The sequence below is a fragment of the Nocardia sp. NPDC055321 genome (assembly GCF_053645575.1).
The window spans coordinates 175,452-192,730 of record NZ_JBSHMS010000016.1 but is presented as its reverse complement, the minus strand read 5'-3'; the positions used below and the strand labels follow the sequence as shown (position 1 = coordinate 192,730).

16 protein-coding genes and 1 pseudogene are annotated in these 17,279 nt (G+C 68.8%); 3 read left to right on the top strand and 14 right to left on the bottom strand.

Annotated elements, in window-relative coordinates:
• Positions 1-9: 9 nt before the first annotated feature.
• From mftB to ACWIGI_RS25800, 8 genes and pseudogenes are all read right to left on the bottom strand, one after another.
• Positions 10-300 carry a mycofactocin biosynthesis chaperone MftB gene (gene mftB, locus ACWIGI_RS25835; protein ID WP_454205031.1) on the bottom strand — a complete coding sequence of 97 codons (291 nt, stop codon included), beginning with the start codon at positions 298-300 and terminating at the stop codon, positions 10-12.
• Complete coding sequence (mftA, locus tag ACWIGI_RS25830) at positions 290-352, bottom strand: mycofactocin precursor MftA (protein ID WP_454205098.1); 63 nt, start codon at positions 350-352, stop codon at positions 290-292. Before mftA ends, mftB begins: the two co-directional genes overlap by 11 nt.
• Before the next feature lie 181 nt (positions 353-533).
• Positions 534-1,583, bottom strand: a complete 1,050-nt coding sequence (locus ACWIGI_RS25825; RefSeq protein WP_454205030.1) for an enoyl-CoA hydratase/isomerase family protein — start codon at positions 1,581-1,583, stop codon at positions 534-536.
• A complete protein-coding gene (locus ACWIGI_RS25820; protein ID WP_454205029.1) occupies positions 1,580-2,368 on the bottom strand; it encodes a TetR/AcrR family transcriptional regulator C-terminal domain-containing protein in 789 nt (262 codons plus the stop codon). The genes ACWIGI_RS25825 and ACWIGI_RS25820 overlap by 4 nt, the downstream gene beginning before the upstream one ends.
• 177 nt (positions 2,369-2,545) lie before the next feature.
• Positions 2,546-3,673 carry an NDMA-dependent alcohol dehydrogenase gene (locus ACWIGI_RS25815; protein WP_454205028.1) on the bottom strand — a complete coding sequence of 376 codons (1,128 nt, stop codon included), beginning with the start codon at positions 3,671-3,673 and terminating at the stop codon, positions 2,546-2,548.
• A gap of 27 nt (positions 3,674-3,700) precedes the next feature.
• A complete protein-coding gene (locus tag ACWIGI_RS25810; RefSeq protein WP_454205097.1) occupies positions 3,701-5,272 on the bottom strand; it encodes an AMP-binding protein in 1,572 nt (523 codons plus the stop codon).
• Between the two features lie 204 nt (positions 5,273-5,476).
• Positions 5,477-6,589: pseudogene (locus ACWIGI_RS25805) on the bottom strand (AMP-binding protein); the annotation flags it as partial.
• Positions 6,590-6,757: 168 nt separating this feature from the next.
• Positions 6,758-7,744, bottom strand: a complete 987-nt coding sequence (locus ACWIGI_RS25800) for an alpha/beta hydrolase (protein WP_454205027.1) — start codon at positions 7,742-7,744, stop codon at positions 6,758-6,760.
• Positions 7,745-7,863: 119 nt separating this feature from the next.
• On the opposite strand from ACWIGI_RS25800, the gene ACWIGI_RS25795 reads away from it, so the two are divergent.
• Entirely contained in the window at positions 7,864-8,517 is a 654-nt protein-coding gene (locus ACWIGI_RS25795) for a TetR/AcrR family transcriptional regulator (RefSeq protein WP_454205026.1), read from the top strand.
• Between the two features lie 23 nt (positions 8,518-8,540).
• On the opposite strand, the gene ACWIGI_RS25790 is transcribed toward ACWIGI_RS25795, so the two are convergent.
• A complete protein-coding gene (locus ACWIGI_RS25790) occupies positions 8,541-9,734 on the bottom strand; it encodes an acyl-CoA dehydrogenase family protein (protein ID WP_454205025.1) in 1,194 nt (397 codons plus the stop codon).
• A 107-nt stretch (positions 9,735-9,841) separates the two neighbouring features.
• Between ACWIGI_RS25790 and ACWIGI_RS25785 the strand changes: the two genes are divergently transcribed.
• A complete protein-coding gene (locus ACWIGI_RS25785) occupies positions 9,842-11,374 on the top strand; it encodes a class I adenylate-forming enzyme family protein (RefSeq protein WP_454205024.1) in 1,533 nt (510 codons plus the stop codon).
• Here ACWIGI_RS25785 and ACWIGI_RS25780 read toward each other — a convergent pair.
• The 3 genes from ACWIGI_RS25780 to ACWIGI_RS25770 are packed head-to-tail and all read right to left on the bottom strand — an operon-like array spanning position 11,350 to position 14,941.
• Complete coding sequence (locus ACWIGI_RS25780; RefSeq protein WP_454205023.1) at positions 11,350-12,069, bottom strand: ABC transporter ATP-binding protein; 720 nt, start codon at positions 12,067-12,069, stop codon at positions 11,350-11,352. The genes ACWIGI_RS25785 and ACWIGI_RS25780 overlap by 25 nt on opposite strands.
• Positions 12,066-12,884: an ABC transporter ATP-binding protein gene (locus ACWIGI_RS25775; protein WP_454205022.1), complete on the bottom strand. Its 819-nt coding sequence runs from the start codon at positions 12,882-12,884 to the stop codon at positions 12,066-12,068. The genes ACWIGI_RS25780 and ACWIGI_RS25775 overlap by 4 nt, the downstream gene beginning before the upstream one ends.
• A 44-nt stretch (positions 12,885-12,928) precedes the next feature.
• A complete protein-coding gene (locus ACWIGI_RS25770) occupies positions 12,929-14,941 on the bottom strand; it encodes an ABC transporter permease (protein ID WP_454205021.1) in 2,013 nt (670 codons plus the stop codon).
• A 158-nt stretch (positions 14,942-15,099) separates the two neighbouring features.
• Between ACWIGI_RS25770 and ACWIGI_RS25765 the strand changes: the two genes are divergently transcribed.
• Positions 15,100-16,338, top strand: coding sequence for an ABC transporter substrate-binding protein (locus ACWIGI_RS25765; protein WP_454205020.1), 1,239 nt, complete (start codon positions 15,100-15,102; stop codon positions 16,336-16,338).
• Between the two features lie 43 nt (positions 16,339-16,381).
• Here the strand turns inward: ACWIGI_RS25765 and ACWIGI_RS25760 are convergent, their stop codons facing one another.
• Complete coding sequence (locus ACWIGI_RS25760) at positions 16,382-17,089, bottom strand: TetR/AcrR family transcriptional regulator (protein ID WP_454205019.1); 708 nt, start codon at positions 17,087-17,089, stop codon at positions 16,382-16,384.
• Positions 17,086-17,229 carry a hypothetical protein gene (locus tag ACWIGI_RS25755; protein WP_454205018.1) on the bottom strand — a complete coding sequence of 48 codons (144 nt, stop codon included), beginning with the start codon at positions 17,227-17,229 and terminating at the stop codon, positions 17,086-17,088. Before ACWIGI_RS25755 ends, ACWIGI_RS25760 begins: the two co-directional genes overlap by 4 nt.
• Positions 17,230-17,279: the final 50 nt, after the last annotated feature.

Sequence of the window (17,279 nt, the reverse complement as noted above, 5' to 3'; positions counted from 1 at the left end):
CTGTCCGCGTCAGCGTGATGCGCGCCGCTCGATGGTGCCCGACTCGCTCAGGCCGGCGAGCGCGTGCAGATAGCGCTCGTGATCGGAGGCCGGGACCGCCGCGGCGGCGAGGGCGCCGTGCGCGTCGGGGTGATTGCCGAGCTCGCGCACCACGGTCACCAGCAAAGGGGTCTTCAGGAACGACAGTCGACGGGTCGAGTAGTCGTACACCAGAGCGCCGAACGGTTCGGGCCGCAGTTGCACCGACCCGGCCAGCGCGTAGGGCAGGGCCGGGTCGAAGGCGGCCGGTTCAGTAGACACCGCACATACCGTCGATAGAGACCTCCTCGACCAGGAGGTCCTCTTCGATCATCGCCGTGCTGTCGTGTTCCATGTCAGCTCCCAGTCGGTATTTATTACTGTATGAGTTACAGTATTATGGCACCGGGTGCCGAAATGGCAAGCGCTGCGGTGAAGTATCGACCGGAGGGATCCTGGCGAAGGCGGAAACCGGCCGGGTAGACGGCCGGCGACCGGTGCCGCGCTGGGACGGATCAGGCGCCCGCTTCGCCGACGCCGGGGAGCCGGGCGTCGACCAGGTTCCAGTCCAGGGCGGTGGCGGCGTCTATCGGCCGGCCGGTGAGCGCCAGAAACGCTGTGCGCCAACGGCCGACGCGCCGGGTGATGCTCACCGTTCCGCCGGCGCCGGGAACCAGCCCCATCGACAGTTCCGGCAGCAGGAACCACGTGTCGTCGTGCGCCTCGACGTGGCCGGCGAACGCTGGGACCTCGATCCCGGCACCGATGCACGCCCCGTGCAGGACGACGTGGACGCGGTCCGCGACTTCGTGAACCGCCAGGCCCGCGCTGCGGTCCAACCGGACCAGATGCGCGGCGGGGGTGTCCGTGGCCGTACCGAATTCATCGAGATCTCCTCCGCTGCAGAAGGATCGGCCGTTACCCCGCAGCCGCACCCGGTGGATGGAAGGATCGCGTGCCGCGAGCTCGAGGCCTTCCAGCAGTCCGTCGCGCACGGCCCGGCCGAACGCGTTGTGCCGCCGGGGGCGATTCAGCGTCACGGTGAGCACGTCCCCGGCGCGCTCGAGCAGCACCGGGTCCGCGCAGTCGGGTATCGGCGCGGCCGGAGTGCGGGCGCGCCACCCGGCGAACTCCGGCCCGGCCAGCAGCATCGAGTAGGCGAGGGATTCGGCGACGAGTCCATCCAGCACGTCCGCGCGCGCTGTGACCCCGAGCAGGCTCTCGAGGGTGAGCGCGGCACGCGGGGCGGCGGCGACCGTGGCGATGATCGCGTCCAGGTCAGCATCATCGCCCGATGCCCACGCTCGGCCCGGTCCGCCGGGAGCGAGAGTGCAGGTCAGCGCTTCGAGCAGGGGCCCGGCGGCAGCGGGCAACGGTGTGCTGCTGACGCCCACGGTGATCACCGTCCGCCGGCTCAGCGCGCGTGCGGCGGCGGGGGCGTGCGCCCATTCGTTCCGGTCCAGATCGACGATCACGAGTGGGTGTGGCGGAAGGCTGGTCGAATCCACGGCGAGATCGGCGGCGCCATCGGCGATGTCGGCCAGGCCGTACAGGTTTCGCGTCACCGATCGCGCGCCGCCGCGGCCCGCTTCGCCGGCGTCGTGGCGGCGGGCCGGCGAACGGCCTTCTTCGCCGGTGCGGCCTTCTTCGCGGGGGTCTCGATGAGTCCGCTCGCGTACTCCAGGATGCAATCGAGACCGTATTCGAAGTTGTGTTCGTCGGGTGCCCCGCTACGATGCCCGCGCGTGCCGGCCTCGGCGAGCAGCGGTGTGGTCTCCGGCGAGATCGCGAGGTTCTCGTAGTAGGCGCCGGGCTCGTCGCCCGATTCCTTGTTCTTGTCGTAAAGACGTTGCAGCACAATCGATCCGCGAGTGTGCAGCTGAACGATCGAGTAAACGTCCACGGCGTCGTCGAGGGAGAGGCCGGCCTCCACGAGACTGGCCACGACCTGCTCGGTCTGTAGCGCGCCGGATCGGGCGGCGGCCGGGCTCAGCGCCGACCTGATGAGGATCAGGTCGCACAGAATCGGGTCGCGCAGGAAGGTCGCGCGCATGGTGCGGGCGTGGTTGCGCAGGGTCGCCTTCCAGTCGCTGGCCTCGACGAAGGGCGCGGCCACCGCGTATTGCCGCAGGGCCCGGTCGGTCATGGAGTTGAGCAGGTCCTCCTTCTTGCGGAAGTACCAGTAGATGCTGGTGACTCCGACACCGAGGCGTTTGCCCAGTTCCGGCATGCTCAGATTGTCGAGCGACACCTCGTTCGCCAGTTCGAACGCGCCGTTGACGATGTCTTCGGGGTTGAGGGACCCACGCTCGCGTCGCGGCCGCTTCTCCGCGGTCGTCCGCTTCGCCATCTCGCAACCACCTCCTTGGAGTTCACTTCGGTACCGGCCTTTTCGCCGTCGCCGGCAACTCGATGGTGCCGATAGTACGTGTAACCGTAAATCATACCGTTGTGATCTCAATCGGCTCGCCCGGCATGCGTCTTCCGGGTGTGGTGCGCGTCTCCCGATCGGGTGTCGCTCGCTCGGTCATCGGTCGGCCTCGGTGAAACGGATGATTCCCCGGATGTTGCGACCCTCGAGCATGTCCCGGTAGCCGTCGTTGATCTGCTCGAGGCGATATTCCCGGGTTACGAGATCGTCGAGGGCCAGCTCGCCGAGCTTGTACAGCGCCAGCACCTCGGGGATGTCCTGGCGCGGATTGCCACCGCCGAAGAGGCTGCCCCGCAACGACTTCTGGGAGAGGGTCAGCGCCGACAGGTCCACGGTCGCGGTCGTGGCGCCGGTGCTGCCGATGGTGGTGAGCACGCACGTACCCGCCTTGCCCGTCAGTCGCATCCAGGCCTCGAGGTCTCGGCCGTCGCAGCGGCCGACCGTGACGATCACCTTGGCGCACATGCGACCCACGGTGGTTTCCGAGATGCCGGCGAATGCGGATTCGGTGTCCGGGAATGCTTGGGCCGCACCGAATTTCCGGGCCTGATCGCGCTTCCATGCCGAGGGGTCGACCACGAAGACACGTCCGGCGCCGGAGATCACCGCGCCCTGCAGCGCCGCTGCGCCGACACCGCCTATACCGATGACGGCCACATCGTCGCCGGGCCGCACGCCGGCCGAGTGCACCGCCGAGCCGTATCCGGTGGTCACCGCGCAGCCGACCAGGCACGCGACGTCGAAGGGAATGGCCGAGTCGATCTTGACGACCGACGTGCGATGGACGACCGCGTAGGGCGCGAACGCGCCGACGAGCGAGACGGGGTACGCGTCCCGGCCGCGCGCCGTGACCCGGAACGTGCCGTCGGACACCGATGCTCCGGACAGCAGGCTGGGACGCAGATCGCAGAGGTTGCTGATTCCGGCGTGGCAGGACCGGCAGCGGCCGCAGGATGGAACGAAGGACATGACCACGTGGTCGCCCACGGCCAGGTCGTCCACTTCGGGCCCGACCGCGGTGATGACCCCCGCGCCCTCGTGTCCGCCCAGTACGGGGAAGCCGGCCGCCGGGATATCGCCGGTCACCAGGTGGTGGTCGACATGGCACAGGCCCGCCGTCTCCATTCGCACCATGACTTCGCCGCGGCGCGGTTCGCCGATCTCGATGACCTCGACCGACCATGGCTCGTCGCGTCCCCAGAGTAGTGCGCCTGTGGTTCTCATCGATGTTCGTCCCGCTCTCGTCGATCGTCAGCCGGGGAGCCGGGCCGGGGGCTGGGGTCCGGCTCCGGGCTGTGATGCCCAGAAGAGCCCTCGTAGCCGGGCGAGGTCGACCTTGCCGGTCGTGCCGCGCGGGATCTGGTCGTCGGAGTCCAGCAGCACCCACACCGTCGGCACCTTGAAGGAGCTGAGTGACTCCCGAACCGTGTCGCGGAGCCACTCGGCGGTGGTGGCGTGGCTGTCGCACACCACCACCGCGCCGACTCGATCACCATGGGGGCCGGGCACATTGGTAACCACGGCGCCGCTGACGCCGTCGACCGCGTGCAGTGCCGCCTCGACTTCGCTGGGGTATACCGTCGCCCCGCTGACCTTGAACATGTCGTCCGATCTGCCGTGATAGAAGAGGAATCCGTCGGCGTCGAGACGGCCGAGGTCCCCGGTGGAGTAGTAGCCGTCGGCGGTGTACACCGACTCCCGGCTGCGCCGGCACATCCCGCGCAGGGTGTGCGGGCCTCGGACCTCGATGACGCCGATGGTTCCGTGGGGCACGGGCCGGCCATCGTCGACGTCGGCGATCCTGACCTCCATGCCGGTGAATGGTTTGCCGCAGCTGCCCCATGCCGATTCCGGCATGTCGACGTCCGCTGGATATCCGCAGTAGGGACCGAAGGATTCGGTCATACCGAAGAGGTTGGCGCGGGCGCCCGGCTTGGCTCGGACCTCCGGGGGGAGGAGCGCATCGAGACTGCCCGCCCGCAGCGTGGGCACCGTGACGCCGAGTCTTTCGGCGTGCCGCGCGAGGTTCTCGGCCTGGTCCGGCCAGCCCCGAAACAGCGTCACCCGAGCGGACCGCAGGAGCTCGAGGGTGGTTGCCGGCTGGGGGATCGCCTCGGTGACGAGGGTGGCCCCGGCCAGGAGCGCGGACAGCACGCCACCGCCGAATCCGCCCACCCAGAAGAACGGCATCGGCAGGTACAGGCGAGTCCCGGCATCGATGCAGCGCGCGGTCAGCCCCGCCCGCACCGCACCGAACGTGTTGCCGTGCGAATGAACGACCCCCTTGGGCATTCCGCGACTGCCGGAGGTGAACATGACGACCAAGGGGTCGGCGGCGCCGACGGTGCCTGCCACGAAGTCGACGATTCGAATCGCCGCGGGGCTCGCGGTCACCGCGGTGAGGCGATCGACGGTCCAGATCTGTCTCAGCGCCGGAAGCTCGGGGTCGAATACTCCGTCGGTGTTCGTCGCGGAAGGCAGGTCGTCCAGATAGCGGCGACCCCGAAATTCCTCGACGGTCACCAGAATTCGCACGGCGGCCACCCGCAACTGCGCACGCAGCTCCGGCGGGCGAAGCAGGGTGCTCAGCGGCACCAGGACAGCCCCGATCCGGGTCACGGCGACCGCGATCCGCACCCATTCCGCGCCGTTCGGCAGGAGCACACCCACGCGGGTACCCTTGCCCACCCCCGCGTCGATCAGCACGGCCGCGAGTTTCCCGGTGGCCGAGTCGAGTTCGCCGTAGTTCAGACCGCCGGCGGGGTCTATGACCACGGGCACGTCCGGGGTGTTGCCGGCGCGGGCGCGCACCAGTCGGTCCATGGTGTTCGCCGAAAGAGTGGGATCGGCCGTCGATGACCGCCTCGGCTCGCCGGGGACGGTGGCGTCGCCGGTGCGATCGGTGACCGTGCCGACGCGGCCGATGACGGACAGGATTCCGTGACCATCGGGTCGTGTCAGGTCACCGGTGTGGAACCAGCCGTCGGGGTCGAAGCATTCCTCGCGGCCGCGACCGTAGTAGTTCAGCATGAGAGCGGGCCCGCGCAGGCACAATTCGCCCACCTCGCCCGCGGCGACGATGGCACCGGTGGCCGGATCGACGACTTTCGTCTCGAGGCCGGGGACCGGCACGCCGCGGTGCTCCGTCCGGTCGGATTCGCCGGCGGCGAGCAGTACGGGGCTCCCGGCCTCGGCCGAGCTCAGCACGGCGGGCCGTACCTCGCCGCGGGCCGGTCGGAGCTCGGTGGGGTTGAGCGCGTGGAGGTTTCGACGTCCAGATGGGGACGACTCGGGCTCGGAGAAGGCGGGGTGCCGCGGCACCGTCCCCGGGTCGGTGGCGCCGGAGCGCAGCAGCGTCGAGCCCGCGACGAGCGCGGCCAGCAGGCCGGCTGCGAAGCCCTCCATCGAGGCGAAGGGCGCGTCGCAGCGCAGCACCGAGTCCGCTGTCACGCCGCGGATGTCATTGAGATCGCGCTGGTGATTCAGCAGCGCCGCGTGCGTGTGCACGGCGCCCTCGGGCGCGCCCGAGGGTCCGGACGTGTAGATGATCGACAGCGGGTCGGCGCCGTCGACATCGCCCTCCATCGCGTGGAGTAGTTCCTCGTCGATCGTTGCGGCGAGAGCGTCTATGTCGCGATCGTCGCGGACATATCGCGAGCCGGCGGGCCCATCCGCTATCGCGACGTGCCGCAGTTGCGGCACGGAGGTGCTGTGAAGCCGGCCCGCGGCATCGAATTCGGCATCGCCCAGTACCCGGGTCAGCTCCTGCACAGCGCCGCCCGCGGCATCGGAATCGGCACCCAGCAGAATGTGGGTGTCGCTGTGCGCCAGACGATCTCGCAAGTCCGTCGTGGTGGGTGGGGTGCCCAGCGGCACGATCGGCGCGCCGATGCGTGCCGCCGCGAGCATGCCGATGACGAACCGAGCCCCGTCGGAGTACAGCAGCCCGACGTGCGTTCCCTTTCCGGCGCCGAGGGCGATCAGCGCGCGAGCGAGCCGGGCGGAGCGACGTTCGGCCTCGCCGTATGTCAGTCGTTCGGCATCGCGGATCAGCAACGGTTTGCCGGGGTGAGCGTGCGCGTTTCGCCGCAGTATCGCGGCGACCGTGACCGCGGAGCCCGATGAGTGGATGCCGGTCACGGGCGGATCCGCGGCGTCGGGTTCGGAGTCTGGCCGCACTGTCGCACCTCTGTTCCACCCACATACTGTTTGATTTACGGTATGTACTACCGTTGCGTGTATTCCAAGGTAGCAAGCAACGGTCGCGGAGGAAAGAGGGTCGATGGACGGACCTGTCGACCGGCTGGATTACGAAGGCACGCAGTAGTTGAGTTTTGTTGCCGGAGAAGCGGATCGGGCGGTCGCGCGGGTCGCGCGCGGACGCGGTTCAGGCTTGTCGAGCGCCTCTCGCAACGCGTCGAGCCGGGCCTGCTGGAAGGTGCGGGAGATGCGCGCTCTGCTCTCGATCAGGTCGAATCCGTGGTAGGCGCCGTCCGCCACATGCAGGGTGCAGGGGACCCCGGCCTGCCGCAGGCGCTCGGCGTACGCGACGTCCTCGTCGTAGAACAGGTCGTTGGTGCCGACGCCGATCCACGCCGGCGGCAGCCCGGACAGGTCCGCACAGCGCGCGGGGGCGGCCAGTGGCGGGACCTGGCCGTCGGCGGCCGCGCCGAGGTAGGCGCGCCACGCGAGACGGTTGCTCCGCTGATCCCACATGCGCAGGCGGTCCGGGTCGATATCGGTCCGGGCCGCCGTCCGGTCGTCGAGCATCGGATACGACAGCGCCTGCAGAACGGGCCGCACCTCGGTGCTCCAGGTGGTGAGTTGCGCCAGCGCGGCGGCCAATCCACCGCCGGCGCTCTCGCCGACGATGGCGATGCGGCGGGGATTCACGTCGGGTTGATCCGCCAGCCAGGTCAGCGCCGCGTAACAATCCTCCAGCGGCGTCGGGAACGAATGTTCGGGTGCCAGACGGTATTCGACCGACGCGACGACCGCACCGAGCTCCTCGGCCGCGCGGCGGCAGAAGCGATCTCCCATGGCGGCGCTTCCGATGACGTAACCGCCACCGTGAATGAACAGGATGCCCGGTGCGGCGTCCCGCGCCCGGCTGGGCCGGAAGACACGGACCGTCACGTTCGAATCGACCTGTTCGGATGTCCCTCGGGACAACGGACGTTGCCCGGCGAGCGCGGTCAAGCGTCTGACGAGGCGAAGGGTTCGAGGACTGATGACCGTGCGCGGCAGGAAGCGTGCGATCCGCAGGTCGGAATTGAAGTCGGTGGACTGGGTCATGGTCAATCCTTCTCGCATCGTGCAGGGTGTTGCACCGTCGCCTAGTCTGACGTGGCTATAGTAACTATTTCAATACAAACCGGACCGAAAATACGAAAACCACCCCTAAGCTGTTGTTCGTGTCAGGAACTCGACAGCGGGGACGCCCCCGAAGCCTGCGGTCGCACGCGGCGATTCTGGAAGCCACGCGGGACCTGCTCGCCGAAGGCGGATACGAGCACCTGACCGTCGACGCGATCGCGACGCGGGCGGGTGTCGGCAGGCAAACGGTCTACCGCTGGTGGCCGTCCAAGGCGGCCGTCGTCGCCGAGGCCACCGTCGCGGGGTTGGTGATGGTGGGTTCGCCCGATCCGCCCGGGGACACCGGCGACATCACCGAGGATTTACGGGTCTGGTTGCAGGACCAGGTTCATCGGCTCGCGAATCCGGCTCTGGCCGCGACGATTCGCGGTCTCGCCGCCGCGGCGGCGGACAGCGGCATCGACGCGGACCGACTGAGCCGGCAACTGATCGCGCCGCGCCGCGATGACCTGATCAAGCGGTTGTCCTCGGGGGTGCGTCAGGGGCAGGTGCGCGCCGACGCCGATCTCGGCGCGGTGGCGGACATGGTGGACGGTCTGCTGCTCGTCTGGGTCCTGACCCGCCGTGCGGTGCCGGACACCGTCGAGGGCGTCCTGACGAATCTGTTGGTCGGTATCGTCCGAACGGACGAAGCGGCCGCGCTGAACTCGCCCGCCGAGTCGGAATCCGCGCGCCCGGGGCCGGTCCGGTAACTCCGGCCCGGCCCATCCGGAATTCAGCGGGACGGCAACGGGTTTCGCCGCGCGTTCTTGACCAGGCCGCCGCCGATGATCAAACGCTGAATCTCGCTGGTGCCTTCGTAGAGTCGCAACAGCCGGACGTCCCGGTAGATGCGTTCGACCGGAACATCGCGCATGTAGCCGGTCCCGCCGTGCACCTGGACCGCGAGATCGGCCACCGTGCCGACCATTTCGGTGCAATAGAGCTTGGCGACCGACGGCGCGACTCGGCGATCCTCGCCCGAGACCCAGCACCGCGCCGCATCGCGCACGAGCGCCCGGCCGGTCATGACGCCGGTCTGCATGTCGGCGAGCATGGCCTGCACCAGCTGGAAGTCGCCTATGGGGGTGCCACCCTGCGTGGCGGTGGCGGCGTATGCGACGGATTCGTCGAGTGCGCGCTGTGCGGCCCCGACCGCCAGCGCGGCGATATGCACACGCCCACGCGCGAGGGAAGTCATGGCCGCGCGGTATCCGATGTCCTCGCTGCCGCCGACCAGGGTGTCGTCGCCGACCGTGACGTTGTCGAACCGCACTTCGGCGGTTACCGCACCCTCCTGGCCCATCTTCCTGTCCTTGGGGCCCACCGTGATTCCGGGCGTGGTGGCGGGTACGAGGAAGACCGCGATGCCCGCGCCGGCGGAGTCGGCGGGCCGCGTACGGGCGAAGACGACGAAGAGATCGGCCAGCGGGGCATTGGTGATGAATCGCTTTTCGCCGTTGATGATCCAGCTCTCGCCCGAACGTGCCGCGGTGGTGCGCAGCGACGCGGGGTTCGAGCCCGCCCCGGACTCGGTGAGCGCGAACGACGCGACGACTTCGCCCGAGGCGATGGGCTCGAGCCAGCGCTTCTTCTGCTCGTCGGTGCCGTATCCGACCAGCACCTGCCCGGCGATGCCGTTGTTCGTACCGAACAGCGAGCGCAGCGCCAGTGTGGTGTACCCGAACTCCATCGCCAGTTCCACATCCTGTGCGAGATTCAGGCCGAGTCCGCCCCATTCGCTGGGGATCGCGTACCCGTACAGGCCCATGGCTTTCGCCCGGTCGACGATCTCGTCCGGGATCCGGTTGTCGTCGGCGATGTCCCGCTCGCGGTCGAGTACCACATTCCGGACGAACTTCCTGGTTTGCGTGAGGATCTCGTCGAAATCCTCGGCACTGACGGTGTCTTCTCCGGCGTGTGTGCTCATGACCGGGCCTCCTGTCGTCCGGCTCGTACGCCGGCGTCGTCGTGCGGTGCGATGGGATGTTGTAGAGCCCTACTGTAATACTAGCGGTAACTGTTATGATGAGGCCGATGTCGACCCAGATGACCTCGTCCGACGAGGATGCGACGGCGGATTCCGCGATCGGATTCGCCGCGGCGCTCGCGGCCAAGCTGACCGAGTACGGCGACCGGCCGTGCCTGGAGTTCGAACAGCGGTGGTACAGCGGTGACGAACTGCTGCAACGCATGCGAGCGCTGACCCGGACCCTGGCCGAAGCCGGTGTCGGGCCCGCCGAGCGTGTCGGGCTCGTCGTGCGCAACCGGGTGCCGCACGCCGCGGCGATACTCGGATCCATCGCTGCCGGCCGGCCGCTCGCGATGATCAACTCGTATCAGTCCGCCGGGTCGATCGCCCGCGATATAGAGGAACTGCGCCTGAGCGCGGTCATCGCCGAGGGCTCCGATTGGACCGGCCCGGTGGTCGCGGCGTGCTCGCGCGCGGGCAGTGCCGGAATCTCCCTCTCGCCGACAGCATCCCGCACCGAGGTTCGCGTGCCTCGCGCCGGCGGCGGAACGCCGCCCCCGGATCCGGCGTCCGACCTGCCCGGCCTGCACATCCTCACCAGCGGGACCACCGGCCCGCCGAAGCGTGTCGCGATCCCGATGGCCGCGCTCGCGCACACCGTGCACAGCATGACCGGCGGGCTGCCGGCCACGCCCGAGGATCCACCGGAGTTGGTGTACTGGCCGTTCGGCAGCATCGGCATCTGTCAGCTGCTCGCCGGTCCGTTTCTCGGCAAACGCATGGTGCTACTGGAGAAATTCGGCGTCGAGGCATGGGTGCGGGCGGTGAAGTCCTACGGGATCAAGCGGACCGGCGTGCAGCCCGCGATCCTGCGGATGCTGCTCGACGCCGATGTGCCGCCCGCGGATCTGGCCTCGCTGGAGTATCTTCCGGGCGGTTCCGGTCCGCTGGAGCCCGAACTGCGCGCGGAATTCGAAGGGCGCTACGGCATTCCGCTGCTGTGGGGGTATGGCGCCACCGAGTTCGCGGGTTCGGTGTGCGCGTGGACTCCGGATCTGCACCGGCGGTTCGGTGCGGACAAGCCCGGCTCGGTCGGCAAACCGCTTCCCGGCGTTCAGGTTCGGGTGGTCGATCCGGATACCGGCGCCGAGGTCGAGGTCGGCACGCGGGGCTTCCTCGAAGCCCGGGTGGCGGTCCTCGGGCCGGGGTGGGGTCGCACCACCGACCTCGCCTCGATCGACGCCGACGGCTTCATCACGATTCACGGCAGGGGAGACGGGGCGATCAACCGCGGCGGGTTCAAGATACTGCCCGAAACCGTGCGGCACGCACTGCTCGCGCATCCCGCGATCCTCGACGCGTGTGTGGTCGGTGTGCCCGAGCCCCTCCTGGGCGAGGTGCCCTTCGCCGCGGTGGAACTCCGGCGCGGCGCCGTGGTTCCGGCCGAGTCCGAACTGCTCGCGCTGGTGCGGGAATCGCTGCCGAGCCACCACATTCCGGTGGCGATCACCATCGTCGGCGCCCTGCCGCGCAACGCGGCGTGGAAGGTGCGCGTGGCGGAGGTGAAGTCGCTCTACGAGCGGGCCGCACCGAGATAGCGGTGCAGCAGCTCGTCGCCGGCCTGATCGGCGGGGCCCGACCAGGACAGGTTGCCGCGCTGCAGGATTACGCAGTGATCGGCGAAATCGAGTGCCCGCCGCGCGAATTGCTCGATCATCACCACCGATACGCCGGTGGCGCGCGCCCGACCGAGGCTGTCGAAGACCATGTCGACCATCTTCGGGGCGAGACCGAGTGACATCTCGTCCGCGACGATCAGCCGGGGCGACACCATGAGTGCACGGGCGAGGGAGAGCATCTGCTGCTCGCCGCCGGACAGCGTGCCCGCCTGTTGCCCCCGGCGTTCACCGAGCACCGGGAAGATGTCGAACGCACGGCTCAGCGCCTCGGTGCGGCCGTGCTCGCCGGTGATCAGCGCCATTCGCAGGTTGTCCAGGACCGTCAAGCTCGGGAACACGCCGCGGCCCTCCGGCAGGTGCACCAGGCCGGATCGCCGAATGTCGGACGCCGAGCGGCGCGTGATGTCCTCGCCGTCGAAGCGCACCGTGCCGCGGTAGGCCGGGACCAGGCCGGACAGCGCCCGGGCCAGGGTGCTCTTGCCGGCGCCGTTCGCCCCGAGAACGGCCAGTGCGCTGTTCGGCGCCACATCGAAAGTGATGTCGCACAACGCCTGTGACGAGCCGTATCGGACGCACAGGTCGTGGACTTCCAGTACCGCGTCGGTCGCGTTCATGCGGGGTCTCCCGGGATGTCGGTGGCGTGGCGGTGGGCTTCGCCGGTAGCGATCGGCGCGCCGAGATAGGCCGTGCGCACCGCCGGGTCGGTGCGCACGGCCGCGGGTGCCCCGGCGGCGATCTCGGCGCCGAAGTCGAGCACGTGGACGTGATCGCACATCCCGAAGACCAGTTCCACATCGTGTTCGATGAGCAGGAGCGACACCCCGTGGTCGGTCGTCAACCGCCGTAGGGTCGTGGACAACTCGTCGCTCTCACGGACATCGAGCCCCGACGACGGTTCGTCGAGCAGCAGTACCTCTGGGTCTGTCGCCAGTGCGCGAGCGACTTCGACGAGCCGAGCCGTCCCCAGGGGAAGTCCCGCCGCGGGCAGGTGCGCGACCCGGCCCAGGTGCAGCGAATCGAGCAGTTCGTCGACTCGACGGTTCTCCGCCGCCGGCGCCCGGAACAATCCCCGTCCGGTCATCAGATCCGTCCAGATCCGCCGCCCGGCGTGTTTCATCCGGTAGGCGAGTACGACGTGTTCGCGCACCGTCAGCGACGAAAAGAGCTCGGGATGCTGGAACGTCCGGGCCAGGCCGTGTTTCGCTCGCGTCCGGGGTGATGTCCGGGTGATATCGCGGCCGTTCATCGACACCGTGCCCGCGCTCGGCGCGAGCAGGCCGGAGAGCACCGCGAACAGGGTGCTCTTGCCCGCGCCGTTGGGGCCGACGAGGCCGATGATCGAACGTGCCGGAACGGCGATGTCGACGTCGTCGAGCGCGACCAGGCCGCCGAAGCGGACGGTGATCCCCCGCGCGGCCAAGCGTGGCACAGCGGCGGGTGAACTGTGTTCCGACGCAACGGATGTCGTAGTTCTCACGCGGGACCTCCGGTCGAGACCTCGGTGGCCGCACCGGCGGATGTGCCCTCACCTGTTCGTCCCGGCGGGCGATCGGCGGCAGTGCTGTTGCGGCGCAACACAACTCGGATCGCAGTTCGGCCGGCCTGCGCCACGACTCCCTCGGGGTGCAGTGCCAGGCCCACCGCGCCGAGACCGAAGAGGATGACCGGAACATCGCTGAAGTCGGCGGGCGCGTACGTCGAGAACAGTGCCGGCATGAGGAAGAACACGATTCCGGCGAGCAACGCCGCGATGACCGAACGCGCGCCCATCGTCACCAGCACGGCGAGCCAGACGAGCCCGGCCGAGGGATGAAAGGAGTCCGGGAGGGTGGACTGCGCGCTCATCGCGATGAAGCCGCCCCCGACCGCGGCCACGTACGTGGCGAGACCCGCGACCAGGACCTTCGTCTGCACGATGCTGATTCCTACCGTGCGCGAGCCGTTCTCGCTCCAGCGGACAGCGCTCATGGCCAGTCCGAGCGTCGACCGGCGCACGTTGACGATGAACAGGGCGAGGATGAGGAACGCCGCCAGGGCGAGATATACGAAGTCGACGTTGCTCTCGGCGAATTCCGGGCGGTCCATCGGTTGACCGGATCCGAAGTTGTAGAACGGATCCCGGGTCAGAATCAGCGTCTGGACCAGCGATCCGAAGGTGAGCGTGACGAGCGCGACGTAGAGATTGCCGAGCCGGATGGTGAGCAGGCCGATGAGAACCCCGGCGGGTACGATCGCCAGCGATCCGATGCTCACCGCCGCGAGTGGGGACCACCCCGCTCGGCCGACGAGCTCGGCGGCCAGCACCGCGCCGGCCCCCGCGAAGGTGATCTGGCTCAACCACACCATGCCGCCCTCGCCGGTGACCAGGGTGTAGGACAGCAGTGCGATCGCCAGGGCGATTCCGGACCCGAGCAGGCCGGTCCAGTAGGTGTCGAGCACAGCGGGCAGCGCGGCCACCACCACGACGGTGGCGACCGCACCCACAACGGCGGGTTCGAATCGCGAAGTGCCCGAGTCGATCGCGGCCCGCGGTATCGACGGATCACCGCCCTGTGGGCGGATGGCGCGGTCGAGCGCGGTCCCCGGCCGGGTGTCGCCCGTCTGCCCGCGCAGCGCGTAGAACAGCAGGAACACCAGCATGAACGCGAACGGCACGCTCGCCACCACCGCCGCGGTGAACTGACTCGAGGCGTCGAGGTAGCGCTGGGTCACCAGCGTGACGACGCCCATCAGGAGCGCGACGACGATCGCGACCGGCAGGCTGCGCAGCCGCGCCGCGACGACCGCGGCGAAGGCCGCGGACATCATGTAGGTCATTCCCTCCACGGACAGGCCGGAGGTCGGGGCGATCAGAATGCCTGCCAGCCCGGCGAGAGTCGCGCTCGCGGCCCACACGCCCAGGGCTACTCGTCCCGGGGAGGTGCCGCTCAGCGCGGTCAGCGCCTCCGAGTCGACGAGCGCGCGCACCCGGAGCCCGGCGTCGGTGAACCGCAGGACGCTCACGCCGATGATCAGGACCACGGCGAGCCCGATATAGGTGACGAGCTGGTCGGCGTTGAGGACGGCGCCGAATATGTGCACGATGGCCAGGGGGCGGGGTGCCAGCCCGGGTGCGGTGACGTTGACGAGCCCGCCCAGCACGAGTGTGACCAGCGGCGGCAGCGCGACCGAAAGCCCCACGGTCACCATCAATGTCACCACCGGCGAGCGCTGGCGCAGGTGCCGGAAGAGCACGGCGTACAGCGCCATGCCCAGCGCCGGGGCGAACACCAGGAGCGACAACGATGCCGCCGGGACGATGCCCCAGCCCTGTTCGGTGTCCAGGAAGTAGTAGAACCGGGCGACGGTGAAGGCCATCGCCGCGAACGCCAGATTGAAGATGCCCGACGAGACGTAGGTGATCACCAGTGATCCCGCTGCTATGGCGTATACGGCCCCAAGGCTCAGGCCGGCGAGGGCGTACGAGAGCAAATCGACTCCAGACATTCGGCGCAGTACCGGTCGCACACGAATTGTTTATCTAACAGTAAGTAACACAGTACGATGCTCAGGAAGTATCGGTCAGAGTTCGGAAGCGTGTCAATCACGCCTCGTCGCACAGGCGCGGATCCGCATGCGGCGGCTCATGGAGAAGGTCGAGAGAGATGCGTCCAGGTAAGCGAGTTGCGTTGCGCGGCAGAAGTTCGGTGATCGCCCTGCTGTGTGCGGCGGTCATGGTGGCGGCGGCGTGCGGCAGCGACCGCGATGGCGGCGGTGGAACCGGGCCACTGAAGATCGGGCTGCTCACCGCGTTGAGCGGACCGGCGGCCTCCGCGTACACCGGTGCCGTGCCCGGCGCACAGGCTCGGTTCCGGGCCTACGAGGCCGCGGGCGGCGCGTGCGCGAGCCGAGGCTTCGAGGTGGTGCCGGTGGACGACCAGTCCACCGCGCAAGGGGCGCTGACCGGAGCGCAGAAGCTCATCCAGCAGGACGGGGTCTACGCGCTCATCACGGCGAGCCCGCTGTTCTACGGCGCGTCACGATGGGTGACGACCCAGGGGAAGGACACGCCGGTGCTCGGCGGCGCCTTCGACGGAGCGCCCGAGTGGTTGCGGGCGCCGGAGACGAATCTGTTCGCCTCCAGTCAAATTCAGAACTACGACGACCGGTACTCGACCATCCCGGCTTACCTGAAGTCGCGGGGTGCGACCAAGCTGGCGGCGGTGGCGTACAACAGTCCCAGCTCGCAGCAGTCGATCCGCTCGTGGATGGACGCGGCCGAGGCCGGCGGCCTGCAGCGGGGATATCTCATCGACAGCGTCCCGTTCGGCAACACCGACGTCGGCGCGATCGTGCTCGGCATCATGGCGTCCGGGGCCGATTCGGTAGCCATGGCACTCAACCCGGATACCGCGTTCGCGGTCGTCACGGGCCTGCGGCAAGCGGGCTACCCCCTGAAGGTCGTTCTCACGGCCACCGGTTACGGTTCGGACCTCCTACAGTCCGCCCCCGCCGTCGAGGCCGGCCAGGGCGTCAGCTTCCTGGTCGTCGGCGGCATCGCTCCGGTGGAGTCGAATTCACCCGCCGGCACAGCGTTTTCCGAGGCGCTGAAGCAGTACGCGGGCAATTCCGCCGGCATTCCCAGCTTTTCGAACATCTACGGCTGGATGTCGGCCGACCTACTGCTGCACGGTCTGGAATTGGCGGGGTGTGATGCGACCCGGGCGGAGTTCATGTCCACCCTGCGCTCGGACGCGACGTGGACGGCGGGTGGTCTCCTGCCCAAGCCGTTGAACATGAACACGACGGAGTACGACGACCTGTGCGCCTACTTCGTGACCTTGCGGGGCGCCGCGTTCGTGCCCGCGGACGGTAACCCGTTCTGCGGCACAGTGATCGGCTGATCGGGGACACGGGGTGTCCCGGCCGAGTGGCCGGGACACCGTCCTAGCGTTCGATCAGCTGTGTCGCCCGGTCGAGGATGCACTGCAGTCCCCGCTCGAAGTTCTTCTCATCCGGCGCGCCGGACTGCCGTCCGTCGGCCATCGCCGCCGAGAGCAACGGCGTCGTGACGGGATCGATGCGAATCACGTCGTAGTAGGCGCTCGCTTCGCTGAGTTCCTGGTTCCTGTCGTGGAGTCGTTGCAGCACAACGGATCCTTGGACATGCAGGTTCACGGCCGAGTAGATGTCGATGGCGTTGTCGATCGAGAGCCCGGCCTGAACGAGGCTGGCGACCGTGCGCTCCACCTGTTCGGCTCCCAGCCTGGCCGCGTCCTGGCTGAGCGCGGAGCGGATCAGGATCAGGTCGCACAGCAGCGGATTGCTCAGGAAAGTACTCCGCATGGTGCGCGCCAGGCGTGCCAGTGACTCGTGCCAGTCGTTCGGGTCGACCGCGGGGAACGGCGCCGCGTAGACGTAGCGGCGCAGCGCCCGGTCCGTCATGGCGTTGAGCAGGTCGTCCTTCTTCCGGAAATACCAGTAGATGCTCGTCACCCCGACGTCGAGGTGCCTGCCCAGCAGCGGCATGCTCAGTCCGTCGATGGATACGCGTTCCGCGAGCTCGAACGCGCCGTCGATGATGTCCTCGGGATTGAGCGAGCCGCGCTCGCGTCTGCGCCGGCGTCGCGTCTCCACGCCGCGCCGCCTGGTCATCGTGCGCCCGGCGAGTTCGAACCGCCGGGATGTCCCGGATCCCGCCGGTCGGCGGAGGTCGCGATGATGCCGGGCCCGGTCTCATCGACGGTGCGCACCCCCCGGGTGTTCTCGGTGAGCGGTGCGAGTTTGCTTGTCACGGTGATCCTTTCGTGGCCGTGCCCCGGACGGCGTGGAGAGGCGGCTCGGG

What these genes read in the sequence shown, in the direction of transcription:
- ACWIGI_RS25790 (WP_454205025.1), bottom strand. Translation starts at nt 9,734, where the DNA reads ATGAGCACACACGCCGGAGAAGACACCGTCAGTGCCGAGGATTTCGAC.
- ACWIGI_RS25815 (WP_454205028.1), bottom strand. Translation starts at nt 3,673, where the DNA reads ATGAGAACCACAGGCGCACTACTCTGGGGACGCGACGAGCCATGGTCG.
- ACWIGI_RS25780 (WP_454205023.1), bottom strand. Translation starts at nt 12,069, where the DNA reads ATGAACGCGACCGACGCGGTACTGGAAGTCCACGACCTGTGCGTCCGA.
- ACWIGI_RS25820 (WP_454205029.1), bottom strand. Translation starts at nt 2,368, where the DNA reads ATGGCGAAGCGGACGACCGCGGAGAAGCGGCCGCGACGCGAGCGTGGG.
- ACWIGI_RS25810 (WP_454205097.1), bottom strand. Translation starts at nt 5,272, where the DNA reads ATGGACCGACTGGTGCGCGCCCGCGCCGGCAACACCCCGGACGTGCCC.
- ACWIGI_RS25765 (WP_454205020.1), top strand. Translation starts at nt 15,100, where the DNA reads ATGCGTCCAGGTAAGCGAGTTGCGTTGCGCGGCAGAAGTTCGGTGATC.
- ACWIGI_RS25800 (WP_454205027.1), bottom strand. Translation starts at nt 7,744, where the DNA reads ATGACCCAGTCCACCGACTTCAATTCCGACCTGCGGATCGCACGCTTC.
- ACWIGI_RS25785 (WP_454205024.1), top strand. Translation starts at nt 9,842, where the DNA reads ATGTCGACCCAGATGACCTCGTCCGACGAGGATGCGACGGCGGATTCC.
- ACWIGI_RS25770 (WP_454205021.1), bottom strand. Translation starts at nt 14,941, where the DNA reads ATGTCTGGAGTCGATTTGCTCTCGTACGCCCTCGCCGGCCTGAGCCTT.
- ACWIGI_RS25760 (WP_454205019.1), bottom strand. Translation starts at nt 17,089, where the DNA reads ATGACCAGGCGGCGCGGCGTGGAGACGCGACGCCGGCGCAGACGCGAG.